Below are 25483 nucleotides of genomic sequence, written 5' to 3'. Positions count from 1 at the left end.
CGGGAGCAAAACCGCCGCCCAGTTTGTTCAGGGGCCGACTGCCGGGCGAATCGGCTGGGCACGTAGGGATAACGGCGTGGCGGTGGTACCTTTGCGGGCTGATTGCCCCTCGGGCAGTCAACTCACCTTCAGAACGTAACGCGTCTTGCAGTACTTAGAAGGCCGCAAATTTGTCGTGCTGGGCATCTTCCTGGCGGTGGCGGTGGTGTTTGCGGTGCGGCTCTTCCACATTCAGGTGCTCGACGGCAGCTACAAGCTGGCCGCCGACAAAAATACCCTGCAGCGCATCGTGCAGGTGCCCTACCGCGGCCTCATCTACGACCGTAACGGCAAGCTGCTGGTGCAGAACACGCCGGTGTACGACCTCATGGTCATTCCGCGGGAGGTGAAGAAGCTCGATACCCTGCGCTTCTGCCAGCTGCTGCAGATGCCCGTGCAGGAGCTGCGCGACGGGCTCAAGGCGGCCAAAATCTACTCCCGCGTCAAGGCCTCGCCGCTGGTGCAGAACCTGAGCACCCGGGAGCTGGCCGCTATTCAGGACAACCTCATCGACTTTCCCGGCTTCAGCATCAAGCCGCGCATGGCCCGCTCGTACCAGACGCAGCACCTGGCCCACGCCCTGGGCTACGTCGGGCCGATTTCGCCCACCATGCTGGAAAAGCCCAAGTACGCCCACTACCTGGCCGGCGACTTTCTGGGCATCAGCGGGGTGGAGGCCTACTACGAGCAGGAGCTGATGGGCCGGCGCGGGGTGCAGTACCGCATGGTGAACGTGCGCGGCATTGAGAAGGGCGCCTTCCGCGACGGGGAGTTCGATACGCTGTCGGTGGCGGGGCAGGATTTGCACCTGAGCATCGACCCGGAGCTGCAGGCCTACGGGGAATACCTGATGCAGGGCAAGCGCGGCTCCATCGTGGCCATCGAGCCCAAGACCGGGGAAATCCTGGCCTTCGTGTCGGCGCCGGAGTTCGACCCGGCCATGCTCACGGGCAAGGGCTCGGGCAACCGCTACATGGAGCTGCTGCGCGACACGGCCCGGCCCTTGTTCAACCGCCCGCTGGCGGCGGCCTACTCGCCCGGCTCGGTGTTTAAGCTGGTGAACGAGGCCATTGCCCTGCAGGAAGGCGTGGTGACGCCCAGCACCGGCTTTCCGTGCAACTGGAAGCTGGTGCGCTGCACCCACCGCCACGAGTACCCCAGCAACCTCACCATTGCCACCAAGAACAGCTGCAACCCTTACTTCTACCAGGTGATGTTTGCCACGGTGCGCCGCGGCCGTTCCCCCAGCAAGTTCAAGGACGTAGCCCTCGGGCTGGCCGACTGGCGCAAGCACGTCACCTCCTTCGGCCTGGCCCAGCACCTCGACGTGGACCTGCCCGGCGAACGGATGGGGCTGATTCCTTCGCCCAACTTCTACAACAAGCGCTACGGCGAGAACCGCTGGACCTACAAAACCATCTACTCGCTCAGCATCGGGCAGGGCGAAATTCAGGTGACGCCGCTGCAGATGGCCAACCTCATGGCCATTTTTGCCAACCGCGGCTACTACTACCCGCCCCACTTCGTGCGCAGCGTGGGCAATAAGGGGCCGCTGGAGCGCTTCAAGCAGCGCCACTACACCAGCGTCGACAGCAGCCACTTCAACGCCATCGTGCCGGGCATGGTGGCGGTGGTCGACGGCCGCGGCGGCACCGGGGAGCACGCCAGCCTGCTCGACGTGGGCATTTCGGTAGCGGGCAAAACCGGCACGGTGCAGAACTACCACGGCATCGACCACGCCACCTTCGGCGGCTTCGCCCCGGCCAACGACCCGAAAATTGCCATTTCGGTCTTCATCGAAAACGCCGGCTTCGGGGGCTCTTCGGCCGCGCCCATGGCCGGCCTGATGATGGAGAAGTACCTGCGCCGCAAAGTGGCCCCCTGGCGTCACCGCTGGGAAGAGTGGCTGCCCGGCTCGGCGGATCGGTTTGTAAAAAATAGGAATAGGCGGTAAGTCTATGGGGAGAAAAAAACGTCATCCTGAGCAGAGCGAAGGACCTTCCTCCAACCCTGCACCGCCGCCACCTACGAAGTGCTGACGCTGATTTAATAGCCGCATCAACCGACAAGCGCAGCCACCAACGCTCTTACATTCAGAACGTCGAAGCCAGGACTTAACCGTTGGTGCAGGGTAGGAGGAAGGTCCTTCGCTCTGCTCAGGATGACGTTCTATTTACTCTTTGTCTGCCCCTAACCACACCTCCCTGCCTTGAACCAAGTCCGTTACAGCCGCAGCATCGACTGGGTGACCCTGCTCATCTACCTCACCATGGTGGGCGTGGGCCTGCTGAACGTGTACGCCGCCTCCTACGCGGCGGAGGTGCCGTTTTCGCGCGTGTTTTCGGCCGACTGGAGCGGGCTGATGGCCTTCAACTGGTTTAAGCAGCTGGTCTGGATTGGCGTGAGCGTGCTGCTCATCGTGGTCTTGCTCGTTATCGACCACAAGGCCTACGACACCTTCGCCTACGTCATGTACGGGGGCATGATTGTGCTGCTCATCGTCACCTTGGTCATTGCCCGGCCCATTGCCGGCTCCCGCTCCTGGCTGGAGCTGGGGCCCATGCGCCTGCAGCCGGCCGAGTTTGCCAAGTTCACCACGGCCCTGGCCGTGTCGCGCTTTATGGCGGGCATCAACCTGCGCCAGCAGGCCTTCAAGCAGCAGCTGGTGCTGGCGGGCCTCACGCTTTTGCCCCCGCTGCTCATCATTGCCTCCAACGAAACGGGGCAGGCGCTGGTGTTCGGGGCCTTTCTGCTGGCTTACTTCCGGGAGGGCATGTCGCCGCTGATTCTGCTGATTCTGGCGGCGGCGGGGCTGGTGCTCATTCTGTCGCTGCTGGTACCCAAGCTCTGGCTGGTGGGCGCCTTCACGCTGATTCTGGCCGCGGTGCTGGCCCTGAACCCGCGGGTGCTGCGCCACCATCTGCCGCTGGCCGTGGGCGTGTACGGCATCGTGCTGGGCATGGTGTTCGGGGTGGATTTCTTCTACAACAACGTGCTGCAGCCCCACCAGCAGAAGCGCATCGAGGTGCTGCTGAATCCCTCGGCCGACCCGCTGGGCGTGGGCTGGAACGTGACGCAGTCCAAAATTGCCATCGGCTCGGGCGGGCTGGCCGGCAAGGGCTTCCTCGAAGGCACCCAGACGCGCTTCGACTTCGTGCCCGAGCAGAGCACCGACTTCATCTTCTGCACGGTGGGCGAGGAGTGGGGCTGGCTGGGCACCATGACGGTCATCATCCTCTTTATGGCCCTGATTTTCCGCGTCATTGTGGTGGCCGAGCGGCAGAAATCGGTGTTTGGGCGCACCTACGGCTACTGCGTGGCCAGCATCATTTTCTTCCACTTCTGCGTCAACATCGGCATGACCATCGGGCTGGCCCCGGTGGTGGGTATTCCGCTGCCCTTTTTCTCCTACGGCGGCTCCTCGCTCTGGTCGTTTACCATTCTGCTGTTCATTTTGCTGGCCATCGATGCCTACCGCAAGCAGGATTTGGTGCGGTAGCGTGAGCCGTCCTGGTAGCGCCTCTACCAAGACGGAATCAATTGGTTTTGCTTCAGTAGGGCTCCTACCAAGACAGAATCAATTGATTTTGCCTTGGTAGGATGCCTACCAAGACGAAATCAATCGGTTTTGCCCTGGTAGGCACCCTACCGGCGTGTTTTCAATTGAAAACGTCCCGGTAGGGTACCTACCGCCGTGTTTTCAATTGAAAATGCCCCGGTAGGGCGCCTACCGCCGTCCGGCCATATCTTGCGCCGATGCTTTCCGCCGCGCGCCGCGAATGGGCGCTGATTCTGCTGCTGACTTTGCTGGTGCTGCTGCTGCCCACCCGCAACAGCACCTCCGACGCCTGGTACTACGCCGCCTGCGTGCGCCACGGCCACGATTTGCTGCTGCCCCACCACCTGCTCTACAACGCGGTGGGCTGGCTGTGGCTGCAGCTGCTCGGCCCCCTGGGCCCCGATGCCCTGGCGGCTCTGCTGGCCCTAAACGCCCTGGCCTACGGCGGCGTGCTGCTCGGGCTGCGAGGCATTCTGCATCAGCTCGGTGCGCCGTCCGCGCTGCGCCTGGCCCTGCTGCTGCTGGCGGGCGGCAGCTTCGGCCTGTTGCGCTTCGCCACCGAAAACGAGACGTACATGCTGCCCCTGCTGCTCTCGGTGCTGGCCAGCGGCAGCTGGCTGCGCTACCTGCGGGCGGGCCGCGCCGGAGCCCTGCTGGCGGCTGGCGGCTGGGCTGCCGGGGCCTGCCTGCTGCACCAACTGCACGCCTGGTGGTGGTTGGGCCTGCTGATCGGGACGCTGGTCTACGCCCCGCACCGCCGGGCTGTGCGCTGGTTTCTGGCCCCGGCCCTGCTGATTCCGCTGGCCTACGGGCTGGCCCTGGCCTACTGGCAGCTGCCGCTGACGCCGACAGCCCTGCTGCGCTTTGCCCTGCACGACTTCGTGAGCGGCTCGGCCGGCGCCCCGGCCTCCGCCGCCAAGGCCCTGCTGCTGACCGTGGCCAACCTGGTGCGCAGCTTCGCGCAGGTGCACGGCTCCACCCTGGCGCTGGTGCGCCGGCTTCCCTGGCTAGCCTTGGTGCCGCTACTCGGGTTGGTGGGCGTGGTCTGGGCTTGGCGCCGCCGCAGCCGGAGCGCATCGGCGGCCGGCGCCGAAAGCACCGCGCCGCCCACGCTGCTGCGGGCTGCCGGACGCACCCACGGGCTGATTCTGCTGCTGCACCTGGGCTTTGCGGCCTGGGCCTCGGGCAACGCCGAGTTTATGGTGATGCTGCCGGTACTGCTGGCGGTGGTGCTGACCGCCCGGCCCCGGCTGTACCCGCAGCTGCCCGCCACCCCGCTGCTGGCTGCCGGGGCGGCTCTGTTGGCCTGGAATCTGGCTTTCGGCCTGCTGCCCAGTCACCTGCTCGACTACACCAACCTCGCCCCGCTGCTGCGCCGGGTGCAGCAGGAGCCGGGCACCTGGTTTCTGCTCGACAACCACAACCTGGCCCTGAACCGCCTGCACTACCTCACCGGCCGCGACGGGCAGCCCAACGTGCTGCCCGCGCCCGCCCTGCTGGCCCAGCAGCGCCACTGGCGCCCCGCGCAGCTGCAAGCCTGGCTGCGCGCCCAGCAGCAGGCCGGCCGCCGCCTCAGCACCGACGCCCTCGGCGGCCCCCAGCTGCTCGACCGGGCCCGCCTCCTGCAGTCGAATGCCGACGCCGAGCTGCTGCGCGGCTTCCACCAGCAGCGCCGCGACTCGTTTCCCACCTTCTTCGGCCCCCGCTACCTCACCGACCTGCGCTGATGCCCCGCTCGCACCGCTTCCTGCTGCTCGCGCTGGCCCTCGGCAGCGTCCTGCTCACCGCCCTGGCCCGGCACCACGGTTTCTTCTGGGACGCCGTGCTGCAGGCCTCGCGCTACGCCCAGTGGTACTACCAGCACGGCCTGCAGCGGCCCGTGCTGCCCGCCGAATTCGACGCCGGCCACCCGCCGCTGTTCGGGCTGGCCCTGGCCGGGGTGTGGCGTCTGTTCGGCCCGTCGGTAGCGGTGAGCCACTGGGCCATGCTGCCGCTGGTGCTGGGCACGCTCTGGCAGCTGTACCGGCTGGTGCGCCGCTTTCTGCCCGCCGCCTGGGTGCTGCCCGGCCTGCTGCTGGTCTGGCTCGATGCCACCTGGCTGGCCCAGAGCACCCTCGTCTCGCCCGACGTGGCCGTGACGTTTTGCTACCTGCTGGCCCTGAACGGCCTGCTGGCCCGCCGCCCGGGGCAAACCGCGGCCGGCACCGCGCCGCTGGTGCTGCTGAGCACCCGCGGCCTGCTGCTCTGGGCCGCTCTGGGCCTCACGGCTCTGCTGCTGCGCTGGCCCGAGTGGTGGCCGCGCCGCGCAGCCGAGGGCAAACGACGCTTCGACTTGACCGTTCGTACCCTGCTGGCTCTAATCTGGCCCCTGCTGCCGGCGTTACTGCTGGCCGCGGGCTGGCTGGGGCTGCATTACTGCCTCACCGGCTGGGTGGGCTACAACCCCGACTCGCCCTGGGCCGGCAACTACCAGCGCCTCGGCCCGGCCGGGGTGCTGCGCAACGTGGTCATCATCGGCTGGCGGCTGGTGGATAATGGCCGGCTGACGCTGTGGCTGGTGGGGGCCGTGGCCGCCGGGCTACTGTGGCGCGGCGGCTGGCGGCCCGGCCCGCGCACCGGGCAGCTGCTGGCGCTGTGGCTGCCGCCGGTGCTCATCATGTCCGGCCTGATGGTGTGGTACGCTAACCCCATCGGCCACCGCTACTACCTGCCCGCGCTGCTGCTGCTGGCCCTGCTGGTAGCCCACCTGCTGGCCGAGCTGGCGGCGCTGCCCCGGCCGTCGGCCCGCGGTCTGCCCCGCATCCTGGCCGCGCTGGCCCTGCTGGGCCTGCTCAGCGGCCACTGCTGGGTGTATCCCGACCGCATTGCCAACGGCTGGGACGCTTCCCTGGCGCACTGGCCCTACTTCCGCCTGCGCCAGCAAAGCATAGCCTGGCTCGACGCGCAAGGCATTCCGCTCGGCACCGTCGGCAGCAGCTTCCCCAACGCCTACCCCCTGCACGACGTAGACCTCACCGGCGACGCCCGCCGCTTCGCCCCCGTCGACCTGCGCCGCAACCGCTACGTGCTACAATCCAACGTGATGAACTTCGGCGACGCCGCGCTGGATTCGTTGCAGCAATACTGGCACCTGCGCCACGAAGAGCGGGCCGGGCAGGTGTACTTCCGCCTTTATGAGGTGAGAGGTGACAGGTAACACGTGACAGGTAACACGTGACAGGTGACAGGTGAGTGGGAACGGGTTGGGCCCCAGCCGCGGAGCGGCGTCACGTCAATAGCCCGAAGAGCTACGGTAACAGAAGAGCTCCGTAGGAGCGGCACCCGACCGACGCAGTCAAGGTGCCGCTCCTACGGAGCTCGAAATCAGTTACGCTTGCCGGTGGCTGGTAACGTGACACGCGGGCGGAGGCCGTGCCTGTCACGTGTCACCTCATCACCTGGTTCAGGCAAATTTCCGGTCGATGAGGCGCAGCAGCTTGTTGATGTGCTCGTCCTTGCGCGTCCACTGGTAGCGTTGGGCCAGGTCTTCGGTCACGTAGCGTTTGGCAGCGTCGGCCGTGGGCAGGGCGTCGAGGTGCTCCACGGCGGCGTGGTATTCCATGTTTTCGCCGTTGAACAGCTCGTTGATGAAGCTAAAGCGCTGGTTGATGGAAATGGCGCTGCGCAAGGATTCCACCTTGGGCTGAGCCTCGGCCAGCGTGGCGGCCGGGGCCGCAGTCGAGGCCAGCTTCTCGTTCAGCGTGCCGGAGCCGCTGGCCGTAGCGGCCAGCCGGTCGGCCAGGGTGGGCGCGGCCGGGGCTGCTGCCGCCAGGGGCTTGGGCTTCTCGGCTGCCGCCGGAGCGGGGGCTTCGGGGGCCGAAACAACGGGGGCCGGTCCAGCTACTACAACCGGCTCGATAACGGGCGCGGCGGCTACTACTGGCTGCGGCTCCGGTGCGGGCGTCGGGGCCACTGCCGGGGCTGGCTCCGCCGCGGCAACGGGGGCCGGCGGGGGCACTACCACCGGGGCAGCCACCGGCTCCGGGGCTGCGACGGTCGGCGGGGCCGGAGCGGCTGCGGCTACTTCGGGGGCTGCCGGGGCAGGGGCCGGCTGCGGGGCCGCCGCGGCCGGGCGCAGTTCGGCTTCCGTTACGGGCAGCACCTGGCTCAGCTCGTCGAGCAGGGCACCGATGGGGGTAGCGTCCTTGTAGTGAGCGTCGCGGTAGAGGCGGAAGCGGTTGAGCAGGAAGTCCCGCTCCTGGGGCAAATCGGCCGGCAGGCTGTCGATGAAGTCCTGAAACAGCGCCTTGTTCACGTCCACGTAACGCAGGGCGTCGCGCAGCTGGGCGGGCGCGGCGGACGACAAGCCGTCGGGCAGCAGCTTGCTTTCGAAGATGGCCTGCGGGTCGAGGGCGGTGCGCAGCGTGTCGGCGGCAGCCTGGGCCAGCAGGGGCTCGTAGGTGCTGCGCGTGAGGCGGATGCGCCGGCTCAGCAGGTTCATAAGCTGCGTGAGGGCCTGGCGCACGGCCGGGTCTTCGTAGTCGAAATAAGGGCTGCGCAGCCGGCCCATTTCGCCGGTCCACTGGGCCAGCAGCTGCTGCACCACGTACAGATTGAGCTGGCGCACCGGGGCGAGTTTGAGCACGGCCGGGCCGTCGAGCGTGGCGCCGACCGGTTGGGCGGCGAAGTATTGGTCGCAGAGGCGAGCGGCCAGCCGGCGTCCGTAGGCGGTGAGCTGGTCGTTGCTATACGTATCTTGCATCCTCAGAAAAAGCCTGCTTCAAGCGGGCAAGTTAGCCAAAATGCCTACACTAACCGTGCAGAATCTGCCCGGCGGCCCTATCAACGTAAGCCCGGGCCAGACGTTGCTTCGGGCCCTGCACGAAGCCGGCCACGACTGGATGCACGCCTGCGGGGGCCGCGGCCGCTGCACCACCTGCCGCATCGAGCTGCTGAGCGGCGCCGAGAACCTGGCCCCGCCCACCGCCCACGAGCTGCGCTACCTCAGCACCGGCCGCCTGGCCGCCACTGCCCGCCTCACCTGCCAGGCCCAACTGCCCGAGGGCGAGGTAGTCGGCCGCGTGCCCGAGGCCACCAAGCTGCCGCACGTGCAGTACGTGGAATAGGCGGCCGCACGGGCAGTCGTTGCGAGGCGAAGCCGCGGCAACCGTAGGAAGGCGTAGCCAATCCTTCCCCTCGTGGCACGACGGTTCAACCCGTAATATTCAAAAACGCCTCGCTCAAAACCTTCAGACACGAGGTTCCGGGCGGGGCGTTTTCGGTCAGCAAACATTGCTTCGGCGGTGCTACTGGAGGAAGGATTGCTTCGTCGTGCCTCCTCGCAATGACAGACACCCGTACCGGTGACTACAATTCTGCCAGCACGTCCGACAGCACGTCGAGGGAGCGGATGTCGCCGAGGTTTTCGACGTGGAGCTGGTAGTAGCGCAGCAGGATGGTCAGCAGCTCGCGGCGCACGCGGCCGTTGGGTACCGAGGCGTTGGGGTCGCCGGCCAGCAGCTCGTCGAAGAAATGCTCGAACTCCTGGAAGCGCAGCACCGTGGGGCGGGTGGTGCCGGGCAGGTTGGCGTCGGTGGCAAAGGCTACCTGCTCCGTTATCTGCTGGCCCGACTCGGGGCCGAAACCCAGGTAGTGGGCCAGGCGCAGCAGAAACATCAGGGAGAAGTTCTCGAAGCCCTCTTCCTGCTCGTCAAACGCCACAATGGCCTGGTACAGAAACTCGAACAGGGCCTCGTTGGCCTCTTCCTCGCGCAGCACCCGGCTCACCACTTCCGAGAGGAACAGCACCACGCTGCTCTTGCGCACGTCGTAGGGCAGGGTGTGGAAAGGGCGCAGGCAGCGGTACTCGGAGAGGCGCGTCAGCCCGCCGCGGGGCGAGACGTAGGCCACCATGTCGAGCAGGGTGAAGGGCTGAAACAGCGCAATGCGCCCCGGCGGCTTGGCCTTGCGCACCCCGTTCACGACGTACGACTGCACCCCTCGCTGCTCGGTGTAGATGCGCGCAATGATGCTCGTTTCGCGGTATTTCAGGTAGTTCAGGACGATGCCCCGGGTCTTGATCAGCATGGGTCAATTGTTGAATTGTTAAATGGCTAAATGGCTGGCCGTTCTACCGATTCGTGAACGACCAGCCATTTAACAATTCAACAATTTAGCCGTTCTATTTGGTCAATACGGCCACTTTCGAGATGCAGCCGTTTTTGCCGTCGGCGTCGGCGCTCAGTACCAGGTACACGCCCGACTGCACGCGGCGGCCGTTGTAGTCGGCCAAGTTCCAGACCACGGTGCCGCCGGTGGCGCGCGTCTGGTACACCAGCTTGCCGCTCACGTCGGTGATTTTGACCTCGGCGTTGTTGGCCAAGCCCGAAATGCCCACCTGCCCGCTGAAATCCTGGCGCACCGGGTTCGGGAACACCTTGGCGCAGCTCTTGGCCGTGGGCGTGCCCTCCGTCACCGTGGCCGAGCCGCGGTACGATACCAGGCCAGCCTCCGTGGCTACCCACACTTCGCCGGTCCGGTCGTCCACGGCCACGTCCACAATGCGGTTGGAGGGCAGCGGGCTGTTGTCGGTGGTGAAGTAGAGCAGGCCCTCGTCGGCGTCCTCGTTGAACAGCCACAGCCCGTTATCGGTACCGAACCACTTGCGGTTGGCCCCGTCCACGGCCACGCAGCGCACCACCTCCGTCGACAGGGCCGCGTAGCCGCTGCCCGCGCCCCGGCGCACGATGGGCGTGCGGAAGCCGGCGGCATCCGGCGTAAAGGCCGAGCTGGGGTCATCGTACACCGCCACGCCGACGTTGGTGGCCGCCCAGATGGCGCCCCGGCGGTCCTTCACGATGTCGCGCACCGAGGAGTTGGGCAGGCCGTCAGTGGAGTTGAGGTTGCGCAGGGCCGCCGTTTCGGGGTTGTAGGCCACTACCCCCGGATTCAGGGCCAGGGCGCGGGCCACCCACAGGTGCCCCAGGTCGTCGATGGCAAGGCGCTCCAGGTTGTCGGAGCCGGCGAAGGTGGGGCCAGACTGCCACTCGCCCGTCGAGGGTGTGAAGCGGAACAAGCCGGGGCCGCCGCGGTCGAACGAGCGGTTGACCACCCACACGTTGCCGCTGGGGTCGGTGGCGGCATCGGTCAGGCGGGTGTATTCCGGGTCGCCGCCGCTGTTGGCCGTTCTTAGGGGCACGCCGGGCATGCCGTAGGTGTACTGCTTCCACTGGCCCGGCCCTTTCCACTCCAGCAGCCCAAAGCCGTAGCTGGCCGCGTACAGGGTGCCGTCGGGCGTGCGGACGCCGCGGCTGAAGTCTCTGAAATTCGGAAAATCCGTCGCGCTGTAGTTCTGGCTGTTGTAGTTGGTCCAACGGCCGTTTTCATCGAAGACGTAAAACCCATCCTGGTACCCATTCTGCGCGTAGTTGCTGCCGTAGCCGCCCGAGAATACCGTCACCGTCTTACTGGCCGCATCCGGCAGGATGTTGAAGGCCTGCACCGAGGCCGGACCGTTGGCCACGAAGCTTTCCACGTTCTGGCCCTCGATGCGCAGCAGGCCGTTGGTGAAGTCGGCCACGTACAGGGGGCCGCTGCGGCTGCGGCTAGCGTCCAGCGGGATGGGCATTTTCGGGTGGTTCTGCACCTGCTGCCGCACGGTATTGGTGCGCGTGTCCAGAATAGTCACGCGCTGCAGCTCATTGATGATGAGCCCGGCGGCCGAAGAACGCAGCCCGCGCACGTCGGGGGTGTAAAAGCCGATGCGGACCCAGTTGTTCCCCACGGCCCGCAGCACGTTGTCGCCGAACATACCCGCGTACACCTTGCCCTGGTGCGTGACCAGCCAGCGGTAGGGGTTGCCGGGCCGCGGCCCGTAGCTCGGGCTGACGCGCCAGTTCTGGTAGTTCAGCAGGTTGTCGGTGAGGCGGCCGCGCAGCAAACCGCTGCTGGTGGCCGCGTACAGCGAGTCGCCGAGCACGGTGGTGGCAAACGTTTCGGCTACCACGCCGCCGGCGCCGATGTTGGAGTAGGTGTCGCGCACCTCGCGGCGCTGCAAGTCCACTACCACAATGCCAAAGTTGGTGTTGACGTAGGCCAGGCGCCGCGCCACGCTGACGCTGTTGATGGTCTTGCCCACGATGGCCTTGCGCTTGATGTCCGAGAGCGTACCAACGACCCGGCCCTCGGGCGAAAGCAAATCGATGGTGCCGCTGCGGTACACCACCACCACCTGCTGGGTGAGCGAGTCAAAGGCCAGCGCATCCACGTCCACGTCGTTCAGCCCGTCGCGGCGGGAGAGGCGCTGAATGCTGGTGGTCTGCTTGTCGAACACGTAAAACGCGTCCTCGGCCGCCACGAAGATCCGGTCGCCGGCGTCGGCCAGCGTGCGGGAGCGGTTGGTGGGCAGGTGCAGCTGCCAGTCGCCGTAGGCGGCGGTGCGCTGGGCCGAAGCGGAAAGGATGCCAGCCAGCAGCGTGAAAGCCAGCAGCAGCGCAGAGCGTAGCGCTTGTGTCATACGTCGAAGAAGAGTATCAGCGGATAAGGGTACGCCCGTAACGCCGCCGCGCCCCAATTAGTGCTTGGTAGTAGCCACGGCATCGGTTTCGGCCGCGCTTTTTTCTTGCTGGCCTTCCAGGAAGCAGTGGCGGCAGCGGGCTTCGTAGGAATCGGTTTCGCCCAGCAGTACCTGCTCGGCCGAGGCGGCTTTGCGGAAGGAGTAGGTGGCAATGTCGCCGCAGCGCACGCACACGGCGTGCACCTTGGTCACGTACTCGGCCACGGCCAGCAGCGCCGGCATGGGTCCGAAAGGCTGGCCGAGGTAGTCCATGTCCAGCCCGGCCACGATGACGCGCACGCCGTGGTTGGCCAGCTGGTTGCAGACTTCCACCAGCGAGGCGTCGAAAAACTGGGCTTCGTCGATGCCCACCACGTCGCAGTTGCTGGCCAGCAGCAGCATTTCCTGCGGGAAGGTGATGGGCGTGGAGCGGATGCTGGTGGCGTTGTGCGACACCACATCCTCCACGTGGTAGCGCGTATCGAGGGCGGGCTTAAATATTTCGACCCGCTGCCGGGCAATCTTGGCCCGGTTCAGGCGCCGAATCAGCTCCTCGGTCTTGCCCGAGAACATCGAGCCGACGACCACCTCAATCCAGCCCCGGCGGGGCAACTCGCGGCCATTGCCGACACGGGGTTCAATAAACATGCGCGGGGTGAAAAACGGGCTGCTTGGAAATCCGAAGGTACACCGCCGCGGGCCGCTTTATCAAGTCGGCCACCCGCGGCGGGCCGAGTGGGCCCGGGAAAGGTGCTGATCCTGAACACCTGCAAGCGGCAATCAATTCACCCGCACGATTTCCAGCTCGAACACCAGGTCGGTGTCGGGCGGGATGCGGTAGCGCGTGTCGTCGTCGGGGTCGCGCACGCCCTTGGCGCCGTAGGCCAGCCGGGCCGGAACGCGGGCCCACACGCGGGCACCCGCGGGCAGCAGCGGCAGCAGCTCCTCCCAGCCCGGAATGATTTCGCCGCGGCCCAGGCGCACCCGCAGCGGCCGGCGGTCGGTGGCCGAGGTGTCGAAATACTTGCCGTTGGGCAGAAAACCGGTGTAGTGCACGCGCACGGAACCCTTAGGCCCCGGCGGCTGGCCCTGGCCCGGCTGGTGCACCACGTACTGCACGCCGCCCGGGGTGCGCAGCGTGTCGGCGGCCGGGGAGCCAGGGGCCGCCAGAGCGAGAAGAAAAACCGTAGTCAGCATCGGGGCTAAGGTAAGCCGAACGGCGCGGGGCCGGCGGCCAGCGACAAAAAAACGCGGACCCTGGGGCAGGGTCCGCGTCGGAAAACGTCGGCGGGCAAGCCGCAACCGGCGTTTTAGGGGTTGGTGAAGTCTATCAGCTCAATGTCGAACATGAGCGGGGTGAAGGCCGGAATACCGCCGCCGGGGTTGCCGGCCGCGCCGTAACCTAAATGAGAGGGCACCAGAATGGTTACCCGGTCTCCTTTGTGCATGGTCACCAGCACTTCGTTCCAGGCCGGAATCACGCTGCCGACGGTAAACACGGCGCAGCCGCACTCCGTGCCGTTGTCGATGGAGGCGTCGAAGCGCAGGCCCGAGCTGAAGTAGCGGCCGATGTACTTGGTTTTTACCTGGGCCTTGTCGACCGGCGTGGGTCCCGTACCCGGGGTGTTGGTCCGGATGACGTACAGGCCCGAGGACGTACGGGTAGCGTTAGTGATGTTGTTGGCCGTCAGGTACGCCTGAATGGCGGCTTCGTCCTTCACCTTCTGCTCTTCAATGAGCCGGTTCAGTTCTTCCTGGGAGTTGTTGTCGTCGTCGCAGGCGGCGGTGCCGAGCAGCAGCAGCGGCAGCATCAGGGCCCACAGCAAGCGGCGCAGCAGGGTAAAAGCGGGAGTGGGTTGCATAACGAAAGCGGAAAAAAAGGCGGGCAGCCAGCTAGTAGAGCCGGCCGCCCGCCAGCGGGTTGCATTACGTCGGTGGTTGAATGGTTAAATGATTAGATGGCTAAATGGTTCCTGGCTCGGTGGTCGGCACGACCAGCCATTTAATCATCCGGCCATTTAGCAACTGCTACCGACCCTGGGGCGCGCCTTGCGGGGCACCGCCGGGCATCATGCCCATGGGCGGCTGGGGCGGAGCAGCTTTCACGTCTACCAGCTCCACGTCGAAGCGCAGCACGGCGTCGGCCGGAATGTCGGCGCCGGCACCGCGCTGCCCGTAGGCCAGGCTCGACGGAATCAGCAGCACGGCCTTGGCGCCCTTGTTGAGCAGCGGAATGCCCTCGTCCCAGCCCGGAATGACCTGGCCCACGCCGATGGGGAATTCAATCGGGCGGCCCTGCTTGGCCGAGGAGTCAAACTCCTTGCCGTTGAGCAGGGTGCCGCGGTAGTTCACCGATACCGTCTGGCCCGGGGTGGGCTTGGGGCCGCTGCCCGGCTGGGTGATGATGTAGTAGATACCCGAAGCCGTTTTCTGGGCCTGCAGGTTGTTTTTCTGCACGTACTCCTGAATGGTCTTGTCGTCCAGGGGCTTCTGCTTTTCCTCGTGCTGCTTCATCTTGGCCTGCATTTCCTGCATGGCCTTCTGCTGGGCAGCCATGGCGTCGGCCTGGCTCTGGATGGCGTCGACCTTCACGTACAAGGTCATCGTGTTGCCGTGCTTCTTGATCTGCGGCGGGGCCGGCTGGCCGGTGGTCTTCAGCGACAGGGAGTCGGCGTTGAAGCGGAACACGCCCGAGTCGCCGGGCTGCAGCAGCGAAATGGCCTCCTCCAGGCCGCCCTTGCGGGCTACTTCCTGCAGCGGCACGCGCACCGGGTAGCCCATCTGCTGCTTGCGCGACTGGAACAGCACCGAGTCCTTGGCCGTGCGGTATTCCACGTGCAGCGCAATGATCTGGCCTACGTTCTTTTTGTAGTCGGCCTCGGCCGTTTCGGGCTTGATGGTCTTGGCCTTGCCGGCCTTGTCGAAAATCTTGTATTCGATGCCCGACTTGGTCTTGGCAAAGTTGGCGACCTGGTTACAGGCATTCAGCCCGACGGCGCTGGCCACAACGGCCGGCCACAGAAGAAAGGATTTGCGGAGCATGTATGAGGAAAAGAGAGAAAATGCGGGGCGAAGGTAGGACGGATTAAGGAGGAAGCAGGAATGGGGAAGGACGAAAGGCGGAACCGCTGAAATCAGGCCGGCGTCTAACGGGGAAAAGCCGTGTTAGCCAGGTAATTCAGCTGCTTTTTGGCCGGTTTCTTCGTTCTTCACCTAGCGTCCTTTACACCGTCAGCGGGGCCGTGACGAGCTGGGTCTGGTACTCGGGCAGCAAATCGAGGAAGCGCTGCACGGCCGCGTCCAGGGGCTCGTAGCTGATGCCGCCGGCCGCGTTGTGGTGGCCGCCGCCGTTGAAGTGCCGCCGCGAAAACTCACTCACCGAAAATTCGCCCACCGAGCGGAAGGAAATCTTGACGGCGTTGACGCGGTCGATGAGAATGGCGGCAAACACAATGCCCTCGATGCTGAGCGCGAAGTTGACCAGGCCCTCGGTGTCGCCGGTTTTGGAGTGGTACTGGCGCAGCTCGTCGGCCGTAATGGCAATGTAGGCCGTGTTGTACTCGCGCAGCACCCGCAGCTTGTCCTTGAGCACGAAGCCCAGGAAGCGCAGCCGCTCCTCGGAGTGCGAGTCGTAGATGCGCCGGTGCACGGCCGAGAGGTTGATGCCCGCGTCGAGCAGCTCGGCAATGATCATGTGCACGTTGCGCGAGGTGCTGGGGTGGCGGAACGAGCCCGTGTCCGTCATGATGCCCGCGTACAGGCACTCCCCGATTTCGGGCGTAATCAGCGCCTGGTCGCCCAGGTCACGGATGATTTCGAACACCAGCTCGGCCGTAGCCGCCGCCGACGGAAACGAAAACGCCAGGTCGGCGAAGGGCTCGGGCTGCTCGTGGTGGTCGATGAGGACCTTGGTGGCCCGGGCCCGGCGCACGTACTCGCCCAGCTCGTTGATGCGGCCCAGGGCCGAGAAATCCAGGCAGAACAGCACGTCGCACTGGTCCAGGATGTCCTGAATGCGCCGGTCGTTGCGGCCGGGCTCGAAAACGACTACGTCCTCGTTGCCGGGCATCCAGCTGAGGAAATCGGGGTAGTCGGAGGGCGTGACCACCGTCACCTGGTGGCCCTTTTTGCGCAGGTAGCCCGCCAGCCCCAGCGACGAGCCCAGGGCGTCGGCGTCGGGTTTGTGGTGGGTAGTGATGAAGATGCGCCGCGGCTCCTGTAGGAGCGCCTTCAACGCCGTAACGTCGTGCATTGCCGGTTGATAGGTGACTGACTTAGCGAAGCTTACCGGCTTCGCAAGGCGGCAAATTTCGCGAACAATTCCCAAACTTGTTCTCCGCCCAACACCGGGGCCCGGCTTTTCGGTTCGCCGGAGGCGGATTAAGCGACCGGGAAAGCCCGCCAGCGGGTCTTGCGGCCCCGAAAATTAATCCGGCAGGGGGCGCTGCGTCCGGCGCCGGAGCCACCGGGGCCACGCGGTTTGCCCGATTAGTTGCGGCTTATAACACACATATTTTAGCGGCCTCATCTGGCTATAACACCAAAAATCTTGGTGTTATAGCCGGCTAAACCACGCATAAACCCCTAGTTTTGCGCCCGCAAATCAGAAACCAACCCCGCCGGCGGCCCGGCCCCGGCTTAACCACATTCTCCCTTAGACATGGCAACGAACCGCACGTTCACGATGATTAAGCCCGACGCTACCCAGGAAAACCACATCGGTGGCATCCTGAGCATGATCGAGGCTGGTGGCTTCCGCATCGTAGCGCTGAAGAAAACCCTGCTGACGGCTGAGCGCGCCGGCGAATTCTACGCCGTGCACAAGGAACGTCCCTTCTACGGCGACCTGGTGAAATACATGTCGTCGGGCCCCATCGTGGCCGCCATCCTGGAGAAGGACAACGCCGTGGCTGACTTCCGCACCCTGATTGGCGCCACCAACCCCGCCCAGGCCGAGGAAGGCACCATCCGCAAGAAGTACGCGAAGAGCATCGAAGCCAACGCCGTACACGGTTCCGACTCCGACGAAAACGCCCAGATCGAAGGCAACTTCTTCTTCGGCTCGGAAGAGCAGTTCTAAATCTGAGAAAGACCAGAAGTTGGGGCGGAAATTTCTGCTTCGCTTCGGCTATCTTGCGCCGCACAGGCAACAAAAAGCCGCTCTGCACAGTGCAGGGCGGCTTTTTTGTTGTGCTGATTTTGTACCAGGTTTGTGCTGGTTTTATACCAACGAGCTTAGGCGCGGGCCCCGAACCCAATACGGGCCGGCTCTTTCTTGACCTCAAAACCGGCCTCCTCGCGGTTGTACAGGTCGGCCAGGGCGGTGGCGGCCGCGACGGGTGTGGTCTGGCCGAGCTGGGTGGCCAGGGCCTGGGCCTTGGGCTGGGTCAGCGGGTCGAACTGGTAGGCGGCAATCAGCCGGCCCTTGCGCAGCAGCGCGCTGTCGATGCGCGAGAGGTCGGTGTTGAAGGTGCACACAATCTGGATGTGGAAGCAGTCGGCCAGCAGCCCGTCGGAGAGGTTGAGCAGGTTGCTGACGGCGCTGGGCGCCCCGCCCGAGGCGTCGCGCTTGGTGAGCAGGGCTTCGGCGTCCTCGATGATGAGGATGGAGTTGGTGTTGTCGTGGAGCAGGTTGATAAACTCCGGGTCGGCAATGCGGGCGGCCAGGTTGGGCGGGATGAACAGCTTGGGCTTATCCGTCAGGCCGCAGAGGTGGCGGATGTAGCTGGTCTTGCCGGTGCCGGGCGGGCCGTGCAGGATGACGATGCCTTTGTCCTGAGGCTGCTGCAGGCGCTGCACGATGGTGTCGTGCACGGGCAGCAAATCGTCGTTGTAGTGCGAGGCTAGGTCCAGCTCAGGAATCTTGATGTCGAGCGGGGTAAACTCCAGGTCGTTGTAGGCCAGGCGCAGCACGTGAATGCGCTGCCGCTCCTGCTGGCCGGTTTCGAGGTGGGTGGTCAGCAGCTCGCGCAGGTACGCCAGGTCCTCGGCCGGCGTGGCGGGGGAGTAGAACACCTGGACGCCCCGCTCGGCGTAGGCGCCATGGTCGCCGACGAGCAGCAGCAGGTGCGGGGCCAACTGCAGGGCCCACACGTTCAGCTCGGGCTCCTTGCCGGCCTTCTCGATGTAAACGGCGTGGGCCACGGTGGCGGCATCGAGGTCGTGGCGGGAAGCCAGGGCCTGCAGCACGGCGCTGCGGGCGGCTTCGTTGGCGAGCTGGAAGATGAGCTTGCGCGGCAGCTGGCCGAACGCGCGGTAAAACCAGGCCACGGGTTGGAAGTAAGCGGCGGCTTCCAGCGTGGGGGCCAGATCGGGCGAAGTGGATTCGGTAGCGGGGGCGAGGGGTAAGCGGGCGTTCATACGAGTATAAAGAAAAGCAGAAAAAATGGCCGCGCCGCCAGCCGCCGCTCGAAGGGCGGCAACTGGCGGCGCGGTTTATTTGTCCTGTCGCGCGTCGCTCGACAGAACAGTTCTACGCCTGCTCCACCGACAGCAGCGGCTCGGTGTGCTCGGCGTCCTGGGCCTGCTGCGGGTTGTGCTTGTGGCGGAACAGCACCACGAACAGCACGGCAATAACCAGCGCGTAGGCGGCAAAAGCCAGCCAGATGCCGTGCCAGTCCTTGGTCTGGCCGTCGGCGGCGGTGAAGTACTTCTCGATAACGAGGCCGCTGACCGAGGAGCCGAGCACGGCGCCGAAGCCGTTGGTCATCATCATAAACAGGCCCTGGGCCGAGGCGCGGATGCTGGGCACCGTCTGCGTCTCCACGAACAGGGAGCCGGAGATGTTGAAGAAGTCGAAGGCCATGCCGTAGACGATGCAGGAGAGGATAATCATCCACAGGCCGGATTCCAGGTCACCAATGGCAAACAGGCCGAAGCGCAGCACCCAGGCAAGCATACTGAAAAACATGACCTGCTTGATGCCGAAGCGGCGCAGGAAGAAGGGAATGGCGAGGATGAACAGCGTTTCGGAAATCTGCGAGATGGACATGATGATGGCAGGGTACGTCGCAGCTAGACTGCTTAGCGTACCGCCTGGATTAGTCACCAGAGCAGATAAAACCTGTTTGAATGCTTCCCATCCTGTCGCGCCTTCGGAAACGATAGGAGCAGAAGACTCCATTGTTTTGCTCAAATCGTGCAGGAACGTGTCGCCGTAGGCGTTGGTGAGCTGCAGCGCGGCGCCCAGCAGCATGGCGAACAGGAAGAAGGTGAGCATCTTCGGGTCGCGCAGCAGGGCGAAGGATTTCAGGCCGAATATTTCCATCAGGCTCTGGCTGGAGGTGTTCGTCGACTGGGGCGGGCAGGCCGGCAGCGTGAAGGAGTATACCCCCAGCAGCAAGGCCGCGCCGGCCGCTACGTAGAACTGTCCCGAGGATTTTTCCAGGCCCAGCAGGCTGACCGTCCACATGGCCACCACGAAGCCGACGGTGCCCCACACGCGGATGGGCGGGTAATCCTTCACCACGTCGAGGCCTTCGCGCTTGAGCACCGAGTACGACACGGCAATGCTCAGGGCCAGCGTGGGCATGTAGAAAATCATGTTCAGCAGAATCACCCAGAAGAACATGCCCGGGTCGTTGACCAAGGGAATGGTGCAGAGCACCACGCCACCCAGGATGTGCAGCACGCCGTAGAGCTTCTCGGCGTTGATCCACTTATCGGCCACGATGCCCATTGCCGAGGGCATGAAGATGGAGGCAATGCCCATCGTGGAGAAGATGGCCCCGAACTGCGCCCCGGACCACTGCTTGGTCTGAAACCAGTACGCGCCGATGGTTATCAGCCACGAGCCCCAGATAAAAAACTGAAGGAAGCTCAGGATGGTAAGACGCAGCTTAGTACTCATGCAAGTTCGGTTGGGAGGGGAGTGGGAATGATTAAGCCCATAAAGATACAAGTTTTCCGACCTGCCAAAGAGGTGCCGATCTGGCCCGCGGCGGGCACAAAAAAAGCCCCGCACGGCAGCGTACGGGGCTTTTGGAGCAATAGGTAGGTCGAAAAACCGGGGCTTAGATGGCCTGAGCGGCCTCGTAGCGGCGGTTCACCTCGTCCCAGTTGATCAGGTTGTAGAAGGCCTGAATGTAGTCGGGGCGGCGGTTCTGGTAGTTAAGGTAGTAGGCGTGCTCCCACACGTCGAGGCCCAGCAGCGGGGTGCCTTTGCAGCCGGAGTCGGGCATGAGCGGGTTGTCCTGGTTGGGCGTGGAGCAGATCTGCAGGTTGCCGTCCGACATCTTGCACAGCCAGGCCCAGCCCGAGCCGAAGCGGGTGGTGGCGGCCTTGGTGAATTCTTCCTTGAACTTGTCGTAGCCGCCGAAGGTCTTCTGGATGGCCTCGGCTACGGGTCCGGTGGGCTCCCCGCCGCCGTTGGGCGAGAGGACTTTCCAGAACAAATCGTGGTTCCAGTGGCCGCCGCCGTTGTTGCGCACCGCGGCCGGGGCCGAGGCAATGCTGTGCAGGATTTCCTCCAGCGACTTGCCCTCCAGGTCGGTGCCGGCAATGGCGTTATTGAGGTTGGTGACGTAGGCCTGGTGGTGCTTGGTGTGGTGGATTTCCATCGTCTTCGCGTCGATGTGGGGCTCCAGGGCGTCGTAGGCGTAGGGCAGAGCTGGCAGTTCGAAGGCCATAGCAGTTTGGGGGGTAAGGAGGATGAGGGATGAATGGCTGAGTGCCACCGGACCACCGGTATGGTCCGCGCGGCACGCAAGGGTTTGCCGACATGCTAACCGCCGAAGCGGGGCGCGGGTTACATCGAATTCGGTGACGGCGCCAAAAGTAACTACAGATCAGGTATGATAGACCGCAGATAGACTATGATTATGGCGGCATAGACATAATTCATTGTTTCAGGCAGTTGAATAACCCGCCGTTGGCCCACGCCGGCGCGCGGCCCTCGTCGTTACGTCGGCAGCGTCTGGTCAATTGTCGTTCAACGACGCCCGCGCTCTGGCGTGGGCCTCCCGCCGGATTATCGGCGCCGCTCGGCAAAGAAGCGCTGCATGAGCGCGGCGCACTCCTGGGCCAGCACGCCCTGCACTACCTGGCAGCGCGGGTGCAGCAGCTGGCCGTGGCGGGAGTAGCCCACTTTGGGCTCGGGCGTGCCGTACACGACGCGCGGCACCTGGGCCCAGGCCGTGGCCCCGGCGCACATCACGCAGGGCTCCACCGTCACGTACAGGGTGCAGTCGTGCAGGTACTTGTTGCCGAGAAAGTTGGCGGCGGCCGTCAGGGCCAGCATTTCGGCGTGGGCCGTCACGTCGCGCAGCTGCTCGGTCTGGTTGTGCCCCCGCCCGATGATCTGGCCGGTCTTGGTAAAGGCCACCACCGCCCCGATGGGAATTTCGCCGGCCGCGTAGGCCCGCTCCGCCTCGCGCAGGGCCTGGCGCATGAGGCGTTCATCGTGAATCACGGATTTTTGCGGATTCATCCGGATTACACGGATTTTGTGGACGATTAAACGAAGGGGCGCGGCTCGATTGCAGGTCAGCGGAGCTGAAGCGTCGCGCTGCTGCGGTCAACCAACTCGTTTTCGCCAACAGCCACTAAGTGGTTATCGGCCGCATAAAAGTAGTGGTGCCACGACTCTGAAAGTCGTGGCACCACGTCGTTCGGACGACAATCGTCCACAAAATCCGTGAACCGAAGGAAGGCGAAGCCAAATCCGGATCAATCCGTTCAAATCCGTGATTCGGGCGCCTTCACGTTGTCGTCGGGGTTGCGGTCGATGAGCTTGTTGAAAGGGTCGACGCCGACGCGGTCCGGCTTCTTGGGCACGGTGAATTCGATACGGTTCAGGCCGGGCTGCAGGCGGCGCTTCTGCACCAGCAGCGGCACGTCGCGGTACTCGCCGTTGCGGTCCTTCTGCCGGGTGAGCACGCCCACGTCGATAAAGTCGCGGGCCTTGAGGTCGGGCGTTTCATTGCCCAGGGAGTCGGCGTACACCTTCTTGGTATTGACGGTAAACGTGACGCGGTACTGGCCGTTGGGCAGCTTGCGGTAGGAGGCCGAGTCGACCTTGTTCTCGTAGAGCGTGATGCGCTCAAACAGGTCCGTCACCAGGTACTGCAGCGAGTCGGGCGTGTGCTTGCGCAGGTAGCCCACGAACTCGACGGAGTTGGTGAACGGGGCGCGCTGGAAGGCCACCTTGTCGCGGTACTCCTTGATGGCCTGGTTCACGGCCTGCTCGCCCAGGTAGTCCTGCAGGGCGTACATCACCAGGGAGCCTTTGCGATAGTGGATATAGGGCTGGTTTTCGACCAGGTACAGCGGCACTTCCTTCTTGTCCTCGGTGGTGCGGCCGGTGAGGTAGGAGTTCAGCTCGTACTTGAGGAACTTCTTCATCTTCTCCTCGTCGTAGATGTGCTTCATCACCATCAGGGCGCCGTACTGGCTCAGCGTTTCCGACATCAGGGTGCCACCCTGCACGTTGCCGCCGATGATCTGGTGGGCAAACCACTGGTGGGCCACCTCGTGGGCCGTCACGTAGAGCGGGTAGTCGATGTCCTTGGGGTCGGTCGAATCCACGTCGGCAATGAAGCCGATGCTTTCCGAGAAGGGAATCGTGTTCGGGAACGACTGCGCGAAGCTGGCGTAGCCCGGAAACTCCAGGATGCGCACCTGCCGGTGCTGGTAGGGCCCGAAGTTCTTGGTGTAGTAGTCGAGGCCTTTTTTCACGCCCAGGGCCATGCGCTTGAGGTTGTACTCGTGGCCGGGCTGGTAGTAGATTTCGATGGGAATGTTCTGCCACTTATCCTTATACACCGCGTAGCGGGCCGAGAGGAAGGAGTAGAAGTTCAGGATGGGCGCGTCCATCGTGTAGTGGAAGTAGCGGCGGCCGTCCTTGGTCCATTCCTTCTGCAGGTAGCCCGGGGCAATGGCAATCTGGTCGGGCACGGTGCTGACGGTGGCCTCAAACCGGATCCAGTCGGCGTCGTTGCCCAGGTAGGTATTCATGCGCGCCAGCGAGTCGTTGACCGAGGCCATACGGGGCTTGGGTTTCAGGCCCTGCTCCTTGCGCAGGTCGTCGTCACTGAGCTCAGCGCCCTCCTGGTAGCCGATGTGGGGCAGCAGCTCGGAGTTGATGAAGGTGCCGTTGTAGACGATGCTGGTGTTGGAGCCGCGGTTTTTGAAGCCGGGGTTGGTGTAGGCCAGGTCGAAGTCGAGCTGCACCGAGTCGCCGGGCTGCAGGGGCTGCTGCAGCTTCACGATGCGGTAGTCGTAGTCGCCAATCTGCTCGTGCAGCACCTCCTGGCTGGGGCGGGCCAGCTTGAGCGTCTTCACCTCCGCCTCGGCCGAGCCCAGCAGATGCACCGAGTCGATGGGCTGCTTGGTCTTATTGAGCAGCATGAAGTGCCCGCGCAGCTTCACGTCGCGCTCCTGCGGGTACAGGTCCGCGTCCACTTTCACCGCCACGATGCGCGGCTGCGGACGTTTTTCGTAGCGCTTAAACTTCTTCTCGTACTGGGCCTGCAGCTCCTCGCTCTCGTCGGAGGTGCGGTAGGCGTTCAGCACGTTGGTGTTGTAGTAGATGTAGCCGCCCAGGCCCACGAAGCCCAGCAACGCCACGCCGGCCAGCACGCGCAGGGCGGGCGAGAAGCCGAAGCCCGCCTGCTGCCAGCGCCACGAAAAGCGCGTTTCGGTGCCGCGGGGCCAGAGCAGGGAGGAGGCCAGGGCCAGCAGGATGGCAAAGGCCGCCCAGTACAGCTTGAAGGTGAAGTAGGGCAGCACGAAGTGGCCGTAGCCGTTCATGGCCGAGTACTCCACGCCGGGGTCGGAGTTGAAGGAGTACAGGTTGTGCTCCAGGCCCAGCTGGCCCTTGAAGATGTTGAACAGGTAGTACAGAATCATCACGAAGTGCCCCATGTACTTGTTGTTCGCCAGCACTTGCACCAGCATGGCCAGCACGCACAGCATCCATAGCTCGATGAGCTGGAAGCCGAACAGCTCCTTCACGTACACGTCCAGCTCGTAGTTGAAGTAGCCCTTAAACGTCTGCAGCAGGATGCCGCACACCAGCACCACCGTCAGCAGCACCACCTGAATCAGCATCAAGGCGCCCAGCTTGGCGGCGAAGGGCACCCAGCCCGGCATGGGCATGGCGTCGTAAATCTGGTTGACCTGGGAGTCCCGCTCCCGCCACACCAGCTCCCCGGAGTAGAAGATGATGATGATGAGCAAAAACAGCCGGAACGTGCCGCTCAGCACCGTTACCACCGAGGAAGTCACCGGGTAAGTGGTGGTGCCGAACATCTGCCCCACCTGCATGCCGGCAATGATGAGGAAGAGCACGCCCGCCCCCACAATGCCGATAAAGTACACGCTGCGCACCGTGCTCAGAAACTCCAGCCGGATCAGGCGGCTGAACTGCGCCCAGGCCAGCCCGGCCGTAAAGCGCGGCGTAACGCGCGGAATGGTAATGGCCTTGGGGCTTTCGGCCACGCCCAGGGCGCCCTTGGGCCGGGGGCCGGAGGCGGCGCTGTTGGCGAAGGAGAAGCGGAACGTGAAGTAGCACACGGCCAGCAGCAGCAGCCCGATGCCGCCCCACAGCAGGCGGTTCACCACCAGATACTCGCTCCAGGGCAGCAGCAGGGTGTTGCGCTCCACCACCGTCCAGTAGCGCTGGGTGAGGTACACCGAGGAGGCGCCCAGCGGGTCGAGCAGGTTCTGGATGGTTTCGTTGTCGAGGTCCTGCTGCAGCGTCTGGCTGATGGAGTAGAGCACCAGAAACAGCACCCCGCCCAGGTAAATGGCCAGGGCCGAGCGCGTGAGCGTGGCCGCCATGAAGAACAGGGAGCCGGTGAGCAGCAGGTTCGGAATAACCAGCGTCAGATAGGGCTGCAGGTAGGTCGAGAGGTGGTTCGGGCCGATTTTCTCGGGGTTGAGCGTGGGCCAGTAGGTGGCCAGCCAGGCGCCCAGGGCCGCGCCCAGGAAGATACCCAGCGTCAGCAGGAAGGAGCCCAGAAAACGCCCGCCCAGGTAGCCGGCCTTGCTGATGGGGGCCGTGTAGTAGAGCGAGTGGGTGCGGTGCTCAAAGTCGCGGTACACCGGCGTGCCCATCATGGCCGAGGTGATGAACACCCCGAACATGCTCAGCATGGTCAGCAGCCAGTTGATCTGGTAGGGTGAGTTGGCCAGCACCTTGCCCGAGCCGGCGTCGCCGATGATGATGCCGCCGCCGAAGGCCCCGCCCAGCGCAATCATGCACAGGAAGGCCATTAGCATCATCAGCCCGAAGTAGATGTAGGTAGCCGGCCGCTTGAGCCGGTAGCGCAGTTCGAAAAGGAATATTTCCAGGAACATGGTCGAAATACATTAGGCCGTCATCCCGACGAAGGAGGGACCTTGCTCAAGCC

Annotated in this window: 19 protein-coding genes; 6 read left to right on the top strand and 13 right to left on the bottom strand. The window is 64.5% G+C overall.

All coding sequences use genetic code 11. The annotated features are described in order from the left end of the window. The first annotated feature begins 145 nt into the window (after window positions 1–145). The 4 genes from mrdA to EJV47_RS26825 all read left to right on the top strand — a co-directional run bounded on the left by mrdA (window position 146) and on the right by EJV47_RS26825 (window position 6794). The gene (gene mrdA / locus EJV47_RS26840) at window positions 146–1993 is read left to right on the top strand and encodes a penicillin-binding protein 2 (RefSeq protein ID WP_126696300.1); all 1848 of its coding nucleotides are present in this window, start codon (window positions 146–148) and stop codon (window positions 1991–1993) included. A gap of 255 nt (window positions 1994–2248) precedes the next feature. After that, a complete protein-coding gene (gene rodA, locus EJV47_RS26835; protein WP_279389080.1) occupies window positions 2249–3538 on the top strand; it encodes a rod shape-determining protein RodA in 1290 nt (429 codons plus the stop codon). 257 nt (window positions 3539–3795) lie between these two features. Next, window positions 3796–5325 carry a hypothetical protein gene (locus EJV47_RS26830; protein WP_126696299.1) on the top strand — a complete coding sequence of 510 codons (1530 nt, stop codon included), beginning with the start codon at window positions 3796–3798 and terminating at the stop codon, window positions 5323–5325. Continuing rightward, a complete protein-coding gene (locus EJV47_RS26825) occupies window positions 5325–6794 on the top strand; it encodes an ArnT family glycosyltransferase (protein ID WP_126696298.1) in 1470 nt (489 codons plus the stop codon). The genes EJV47_RS26830 and EJV47_RS26825 overlap by 1 nt, the downstream gene beginning before the upstream one ends. A gap of 246 nt (window positions 6795–7040) precedes the next feature. Here EJV47_RS26825 and EJV47_RS26820 read toward each other — a convergent pair whose 3' ends face one another. Continuing rightward, window positions 7041–8339, bottom strand: coding sequence for a hypothetical protein (locus EJV47_RS26820; RefSeq protein WP_126696297.1), 1299 nt, complete (start codon window positions 8337–8339; stop codon window positions 7041–7043). Between the two features lie 40 nt (window positions 8340–8379). Between EJV47_RS26820 and EJV47_RS26815 the strand changes: the two genes are divergently transcribed. Continuing rightward, window positions 8380–8703, top strand: coding sequence for a 2Fe-2S iron-sulfur cluster-binding protein (locus EJV47_RS26815; RefSeq protein WP_126696296.1), 324 nt, complete (start codon window positions 8380–8382; stop codon window positions 8701–8703). 241 nt (window positions 8704–8944) lie between these two features. Here EJV47_RS26815 and recO read toward each other — a convergent pair whose 3' ends face one another. From recO to EJV47_RS26780, 7 genes are all read right to left on the bottom strand, one after another. Continuing rightward, window positions 8945–9664, bottom strand: coding sequence for a DNA repair protein RecO (gene recO, locus EJV47_RS26810; RefSeq protein ID WP_126696295.1), 720 nt, complete (start codon window positions 9662–9664; stop codon window positions 8945–8947). 94 nt (window positions 9665–9758) lie between these two features. Continuing rightward, a complete protein-coding gene (gene porZ / locus EJV47_RS26805) occupies window positions 9759–12092 on the bottom strand; it encodes a type IX secretion system anionic LPS delivery protein PorZ (RefSeq protein ID WP_126696294.1) in 2334 nt (777 codons plus the stop codon). Between the two features lie 57 nt (window positions 12093–12149). After that, window positions 12150–12779, bottom strand: coding sequence for a thymidine kinase (locus EJV47_RS26800; RefSeq protein ID WP_126696293.1), 630 nt, complete (start codon window positions 12777–12779; stop codon window positions 12150–12152). A gap of 132 nt (window positions 12780–12911) precedes the next feature. Further along, window positions 12912–13328 carry an FKBP-type peptidyl-prolyl cis-trans isomerase gene (locus tag EJV47_RS26795; protein WP_126696292.1) on the bottom strand — a complete coding sequence of 139 codons (417 nt, stop codon included), beginning with the start codon at window positions 13326–13328 and terminating at the stop codon, window positions 12912–12914. Window positions 13329–13441: 113 nt separating this feature from the next. Then, window positions 13442–13993: an FKBP-type peptidyl-prolyl cis-trans isomerase gene (locus tag EJV47_RS26790; protein WP_126696291.1), complete on the bottom strand. Its 552-nt coding sequence runs from the start codon at window positions 13991–13993 to the stop codon at window positions 13442–13444. Between the two features lie 166 nt (window positions 13994–14159). Next, the gene (locus EJV47_RS26785) at window positions 14160–15173 is read right to left on the bottom strand and encodes an FKBP-type peptidyl-prolyl cis-trans isomerase (RefSeq protein WP_126696290.1); all 1014 of its coding nucleotides are present in this window, start codon (window positions 15171–15173) and stop codon (window positions 14160–14162) included. A gap of 181 nt (window positions 15174–15354) precedes the next feature. Further along, entirely contained in the window at window positions 15355–16383 is a 1029-nt protein-coding gene (locus EJV47_RS26780) for a DHH family phosphoesterase (RefSeq protein ID WP_126696289.1), read from the bottom strand. Window positions 16384–16791: 408 nt separating this feature from the next. On the opposite strand from EJV47_RS26780, the gene EJV47_RS26775 reads away from it, so the two are divergent. After that, a complete protein-coding gene (locus EJV47_RS26775; protein ID WP_126696288.1) occupies window positions 16792–17211 on the top strand; it encodes a nucleoside-diphosphate kinase in 420 nt (139 codons plus the stop codon). A 155-nt stretch (window positions 17212–17366) separates the two neighbouring features. Here EJV47_RS26775 and EJV47_RS26770 read toward each other — a convergent pair whose 3' ends face one another. The 5 genes from EJV47_RS26770 to EJV47_RS26750 all read right to left on the bottom strand — a co-directional run bounded on the left by EJV47_RS26770 (window position 17367) and on the right by EJV47_RS26750 (window position 25430). Beyond that, window positions 17367–18491, bottom strand: coding sequence for an AAA family ATPase (locus EJV47_RS26770; protein WP_126696287.1), 1125 nt, complete (start codon window positions 18489–18491; stop codon window positions 17367–17369). 112 nt (window positions 18492–18603) lie between these two features. Further along, on the bottom strand, window positions 18604–19980 hold the full coding sequence (locus EJV47_RS26765) for a nucleoside permease (protein WP_126696286.1): 1377 nt from the start codon (window positions 19978–19980) through the stop codon (window positions 18604–18606). A gap of 163 nt (window positions 19981–20143) precedes the next feature. Beyond that, window positions 20144–20758, bottom strand: coding sequence for a superoxide dismutase (locus tag EJV47_RS26760; protein ID WP_126696285.1), 615 nt, complete (start codon window positions 20756–20758; stop codon window positions 20144–20146). A gap of 341 nt (window positions 20759–21099) precedes the next feature. Then, window positions 21100–21558, bottom strand: a complete 459-nt coding sequence (locus tag EJV47_RS26755; protein ID WP_207896010.1) for a nucleoside deaminase — start codon at window positions 21556–21558, stop codon at window positions 21100–21102. A gap of 248 nt (window positions 21559–21806) precedes the next feature. After that, window positions 21807–25430, bottom strand: a complete 3624-nt coding sequence (locus tag EJV47_RS26750; RefSeq protein WP_126696284.1) for an ABC transporter permease/M1 family aminopeptidase — start codon at window positions 25428–25430, stop codon at window positions 21807–21809. Window positions 25431–25483 lie beyond the last annotated feature (53 nt).

Origin of the sequence: Hymenobacter gummosus, from assembly GCF_003970915.1 — a bacterium.
GTDB lineage: Bacteria > Bacteroidota > Bacteroidia > Cytophagales > Hymenobacteraceae > Solirubrum > Solirubrum gummosum.
Note: the sequence above shows the minus strand (reverse complement) of the source record. Positions and strands in the feature narration are given on the sequence as shown.

Coding starts and splice junctions, on each gene's coding strand:
- EJV47_RS26830 (WP_126696299.1), top strand. CDS start 3,796: ATGCTTTCCGCCGCGCGCCGCGAATGGGCGCTGATTCTGCTGCTGACT.
- EJV47_RS26825 (WP_126696298.1), top strand. CDS start 5,325: ATGCCCCGCTCGCACCGCTTCCTGCTGCTCGCGCTGGCCCTCGGCAGC.
- EJV47_RS26820 (WP_126696297.1), bottom strand. CDS start 8,339: ATGCAAGATACGTATAGCAACGACCAGCTCACCGCCTACGGACGCCGG.
- EJV47_RS26815 (WP_126696296.1), top strand. CDS start 8,380: ATGCCTACACTAACCGTGCAGAATCTGCCCGGCGGCCCTATCAACGTA.
- recO (WP_126696295.1), bottom strand. CDS start 9,664: ATGCTGATCAAGACCCGGGGCATCGTCCTGAACTACCTGAAATACCGC.
- porZ (WP_126696294.1), bottom strand. CDS start 12,092: ATGACACAAGCGCTACGCTCTGCGCTGCTGCTGGCTTTCACGCTGCTG.
- EJV47_RS26800 (WP_126696293.1), bottom strand. CDS start 12,779: ATGTTTATTGAACCCCGTGTCGGCAATGGCCGCGAGTTGCCCCGCCGG.
- EJV47_RS26795 (WP_126696292.1), bottom strand. CDS start 13,328: ATGCTGACTACGGTTTTTCTTCTCGCTCTGGCGGCCCCTGGCTCCCCG.
- EJV47_RS26790 (WP_126696291.1), bottom strand. CDS start 13,993: ATGCAACCCACTCCCGCTTTTACCCTGCTGCGCCGCTTGCTGTGGGCC.
- EJV47_RS26785 (WP_126696290.1), bottom strand. CDS start 15,173: ATGCTCCGCAAATCCTTTCTTCTGTGGCCGGCCGTTGTGGCCAGCGCC.
- EJV47_RS26780 (WP_126696289.1), bottom strand. CDS start 16,383: ATGCACGACGTTACGGCGTTGAAGGCGCTCCTACAGGAGCCGCGGCGC.
- EJV47_RS26775 (WP_126696288.1), top strand. CDS start 16,792: ATGGCAACGAACCGCACGTTCACGATGATTAAGCCCGACGCTACCCAG.
- EJV47_RS26770 (WP_126696287.1), bottom strand. CDS start 18,491: ATGAACGCCCGCTTACCCCTCGCCCCCGCTACCGAATCCACTTCGCCC.
- EJV47_RS26765 (WP_126696286.1), bottom strand. CDS start 19,980: ATGAGTACTAAGCTGCGTCTTACCATCCTGAGCTTCCTTCAGTTTTTT.
- EJV47_RS26760 (WP_126696285.1), bottom strand. CDS start 20,758: ATGGCCTTCGAACTGCCAGCTCTGCCCTACGCCTACGACGCCCTGGAG.
- EJV47_RS26755 (WP_207896010.1), bottom strand. CDS start 21,558: ATGAATCCGCAAAAATCCGTGATTCACGATGAACGCCTCATGCGCCAG.
- EJV47_RS26750 (WP_126696284.1), bottom strand. CDS start 25,430: ATGTTCCTGGAAATATTCCTTTTCGAACTGCGCTACCGGCTCAAGCGG.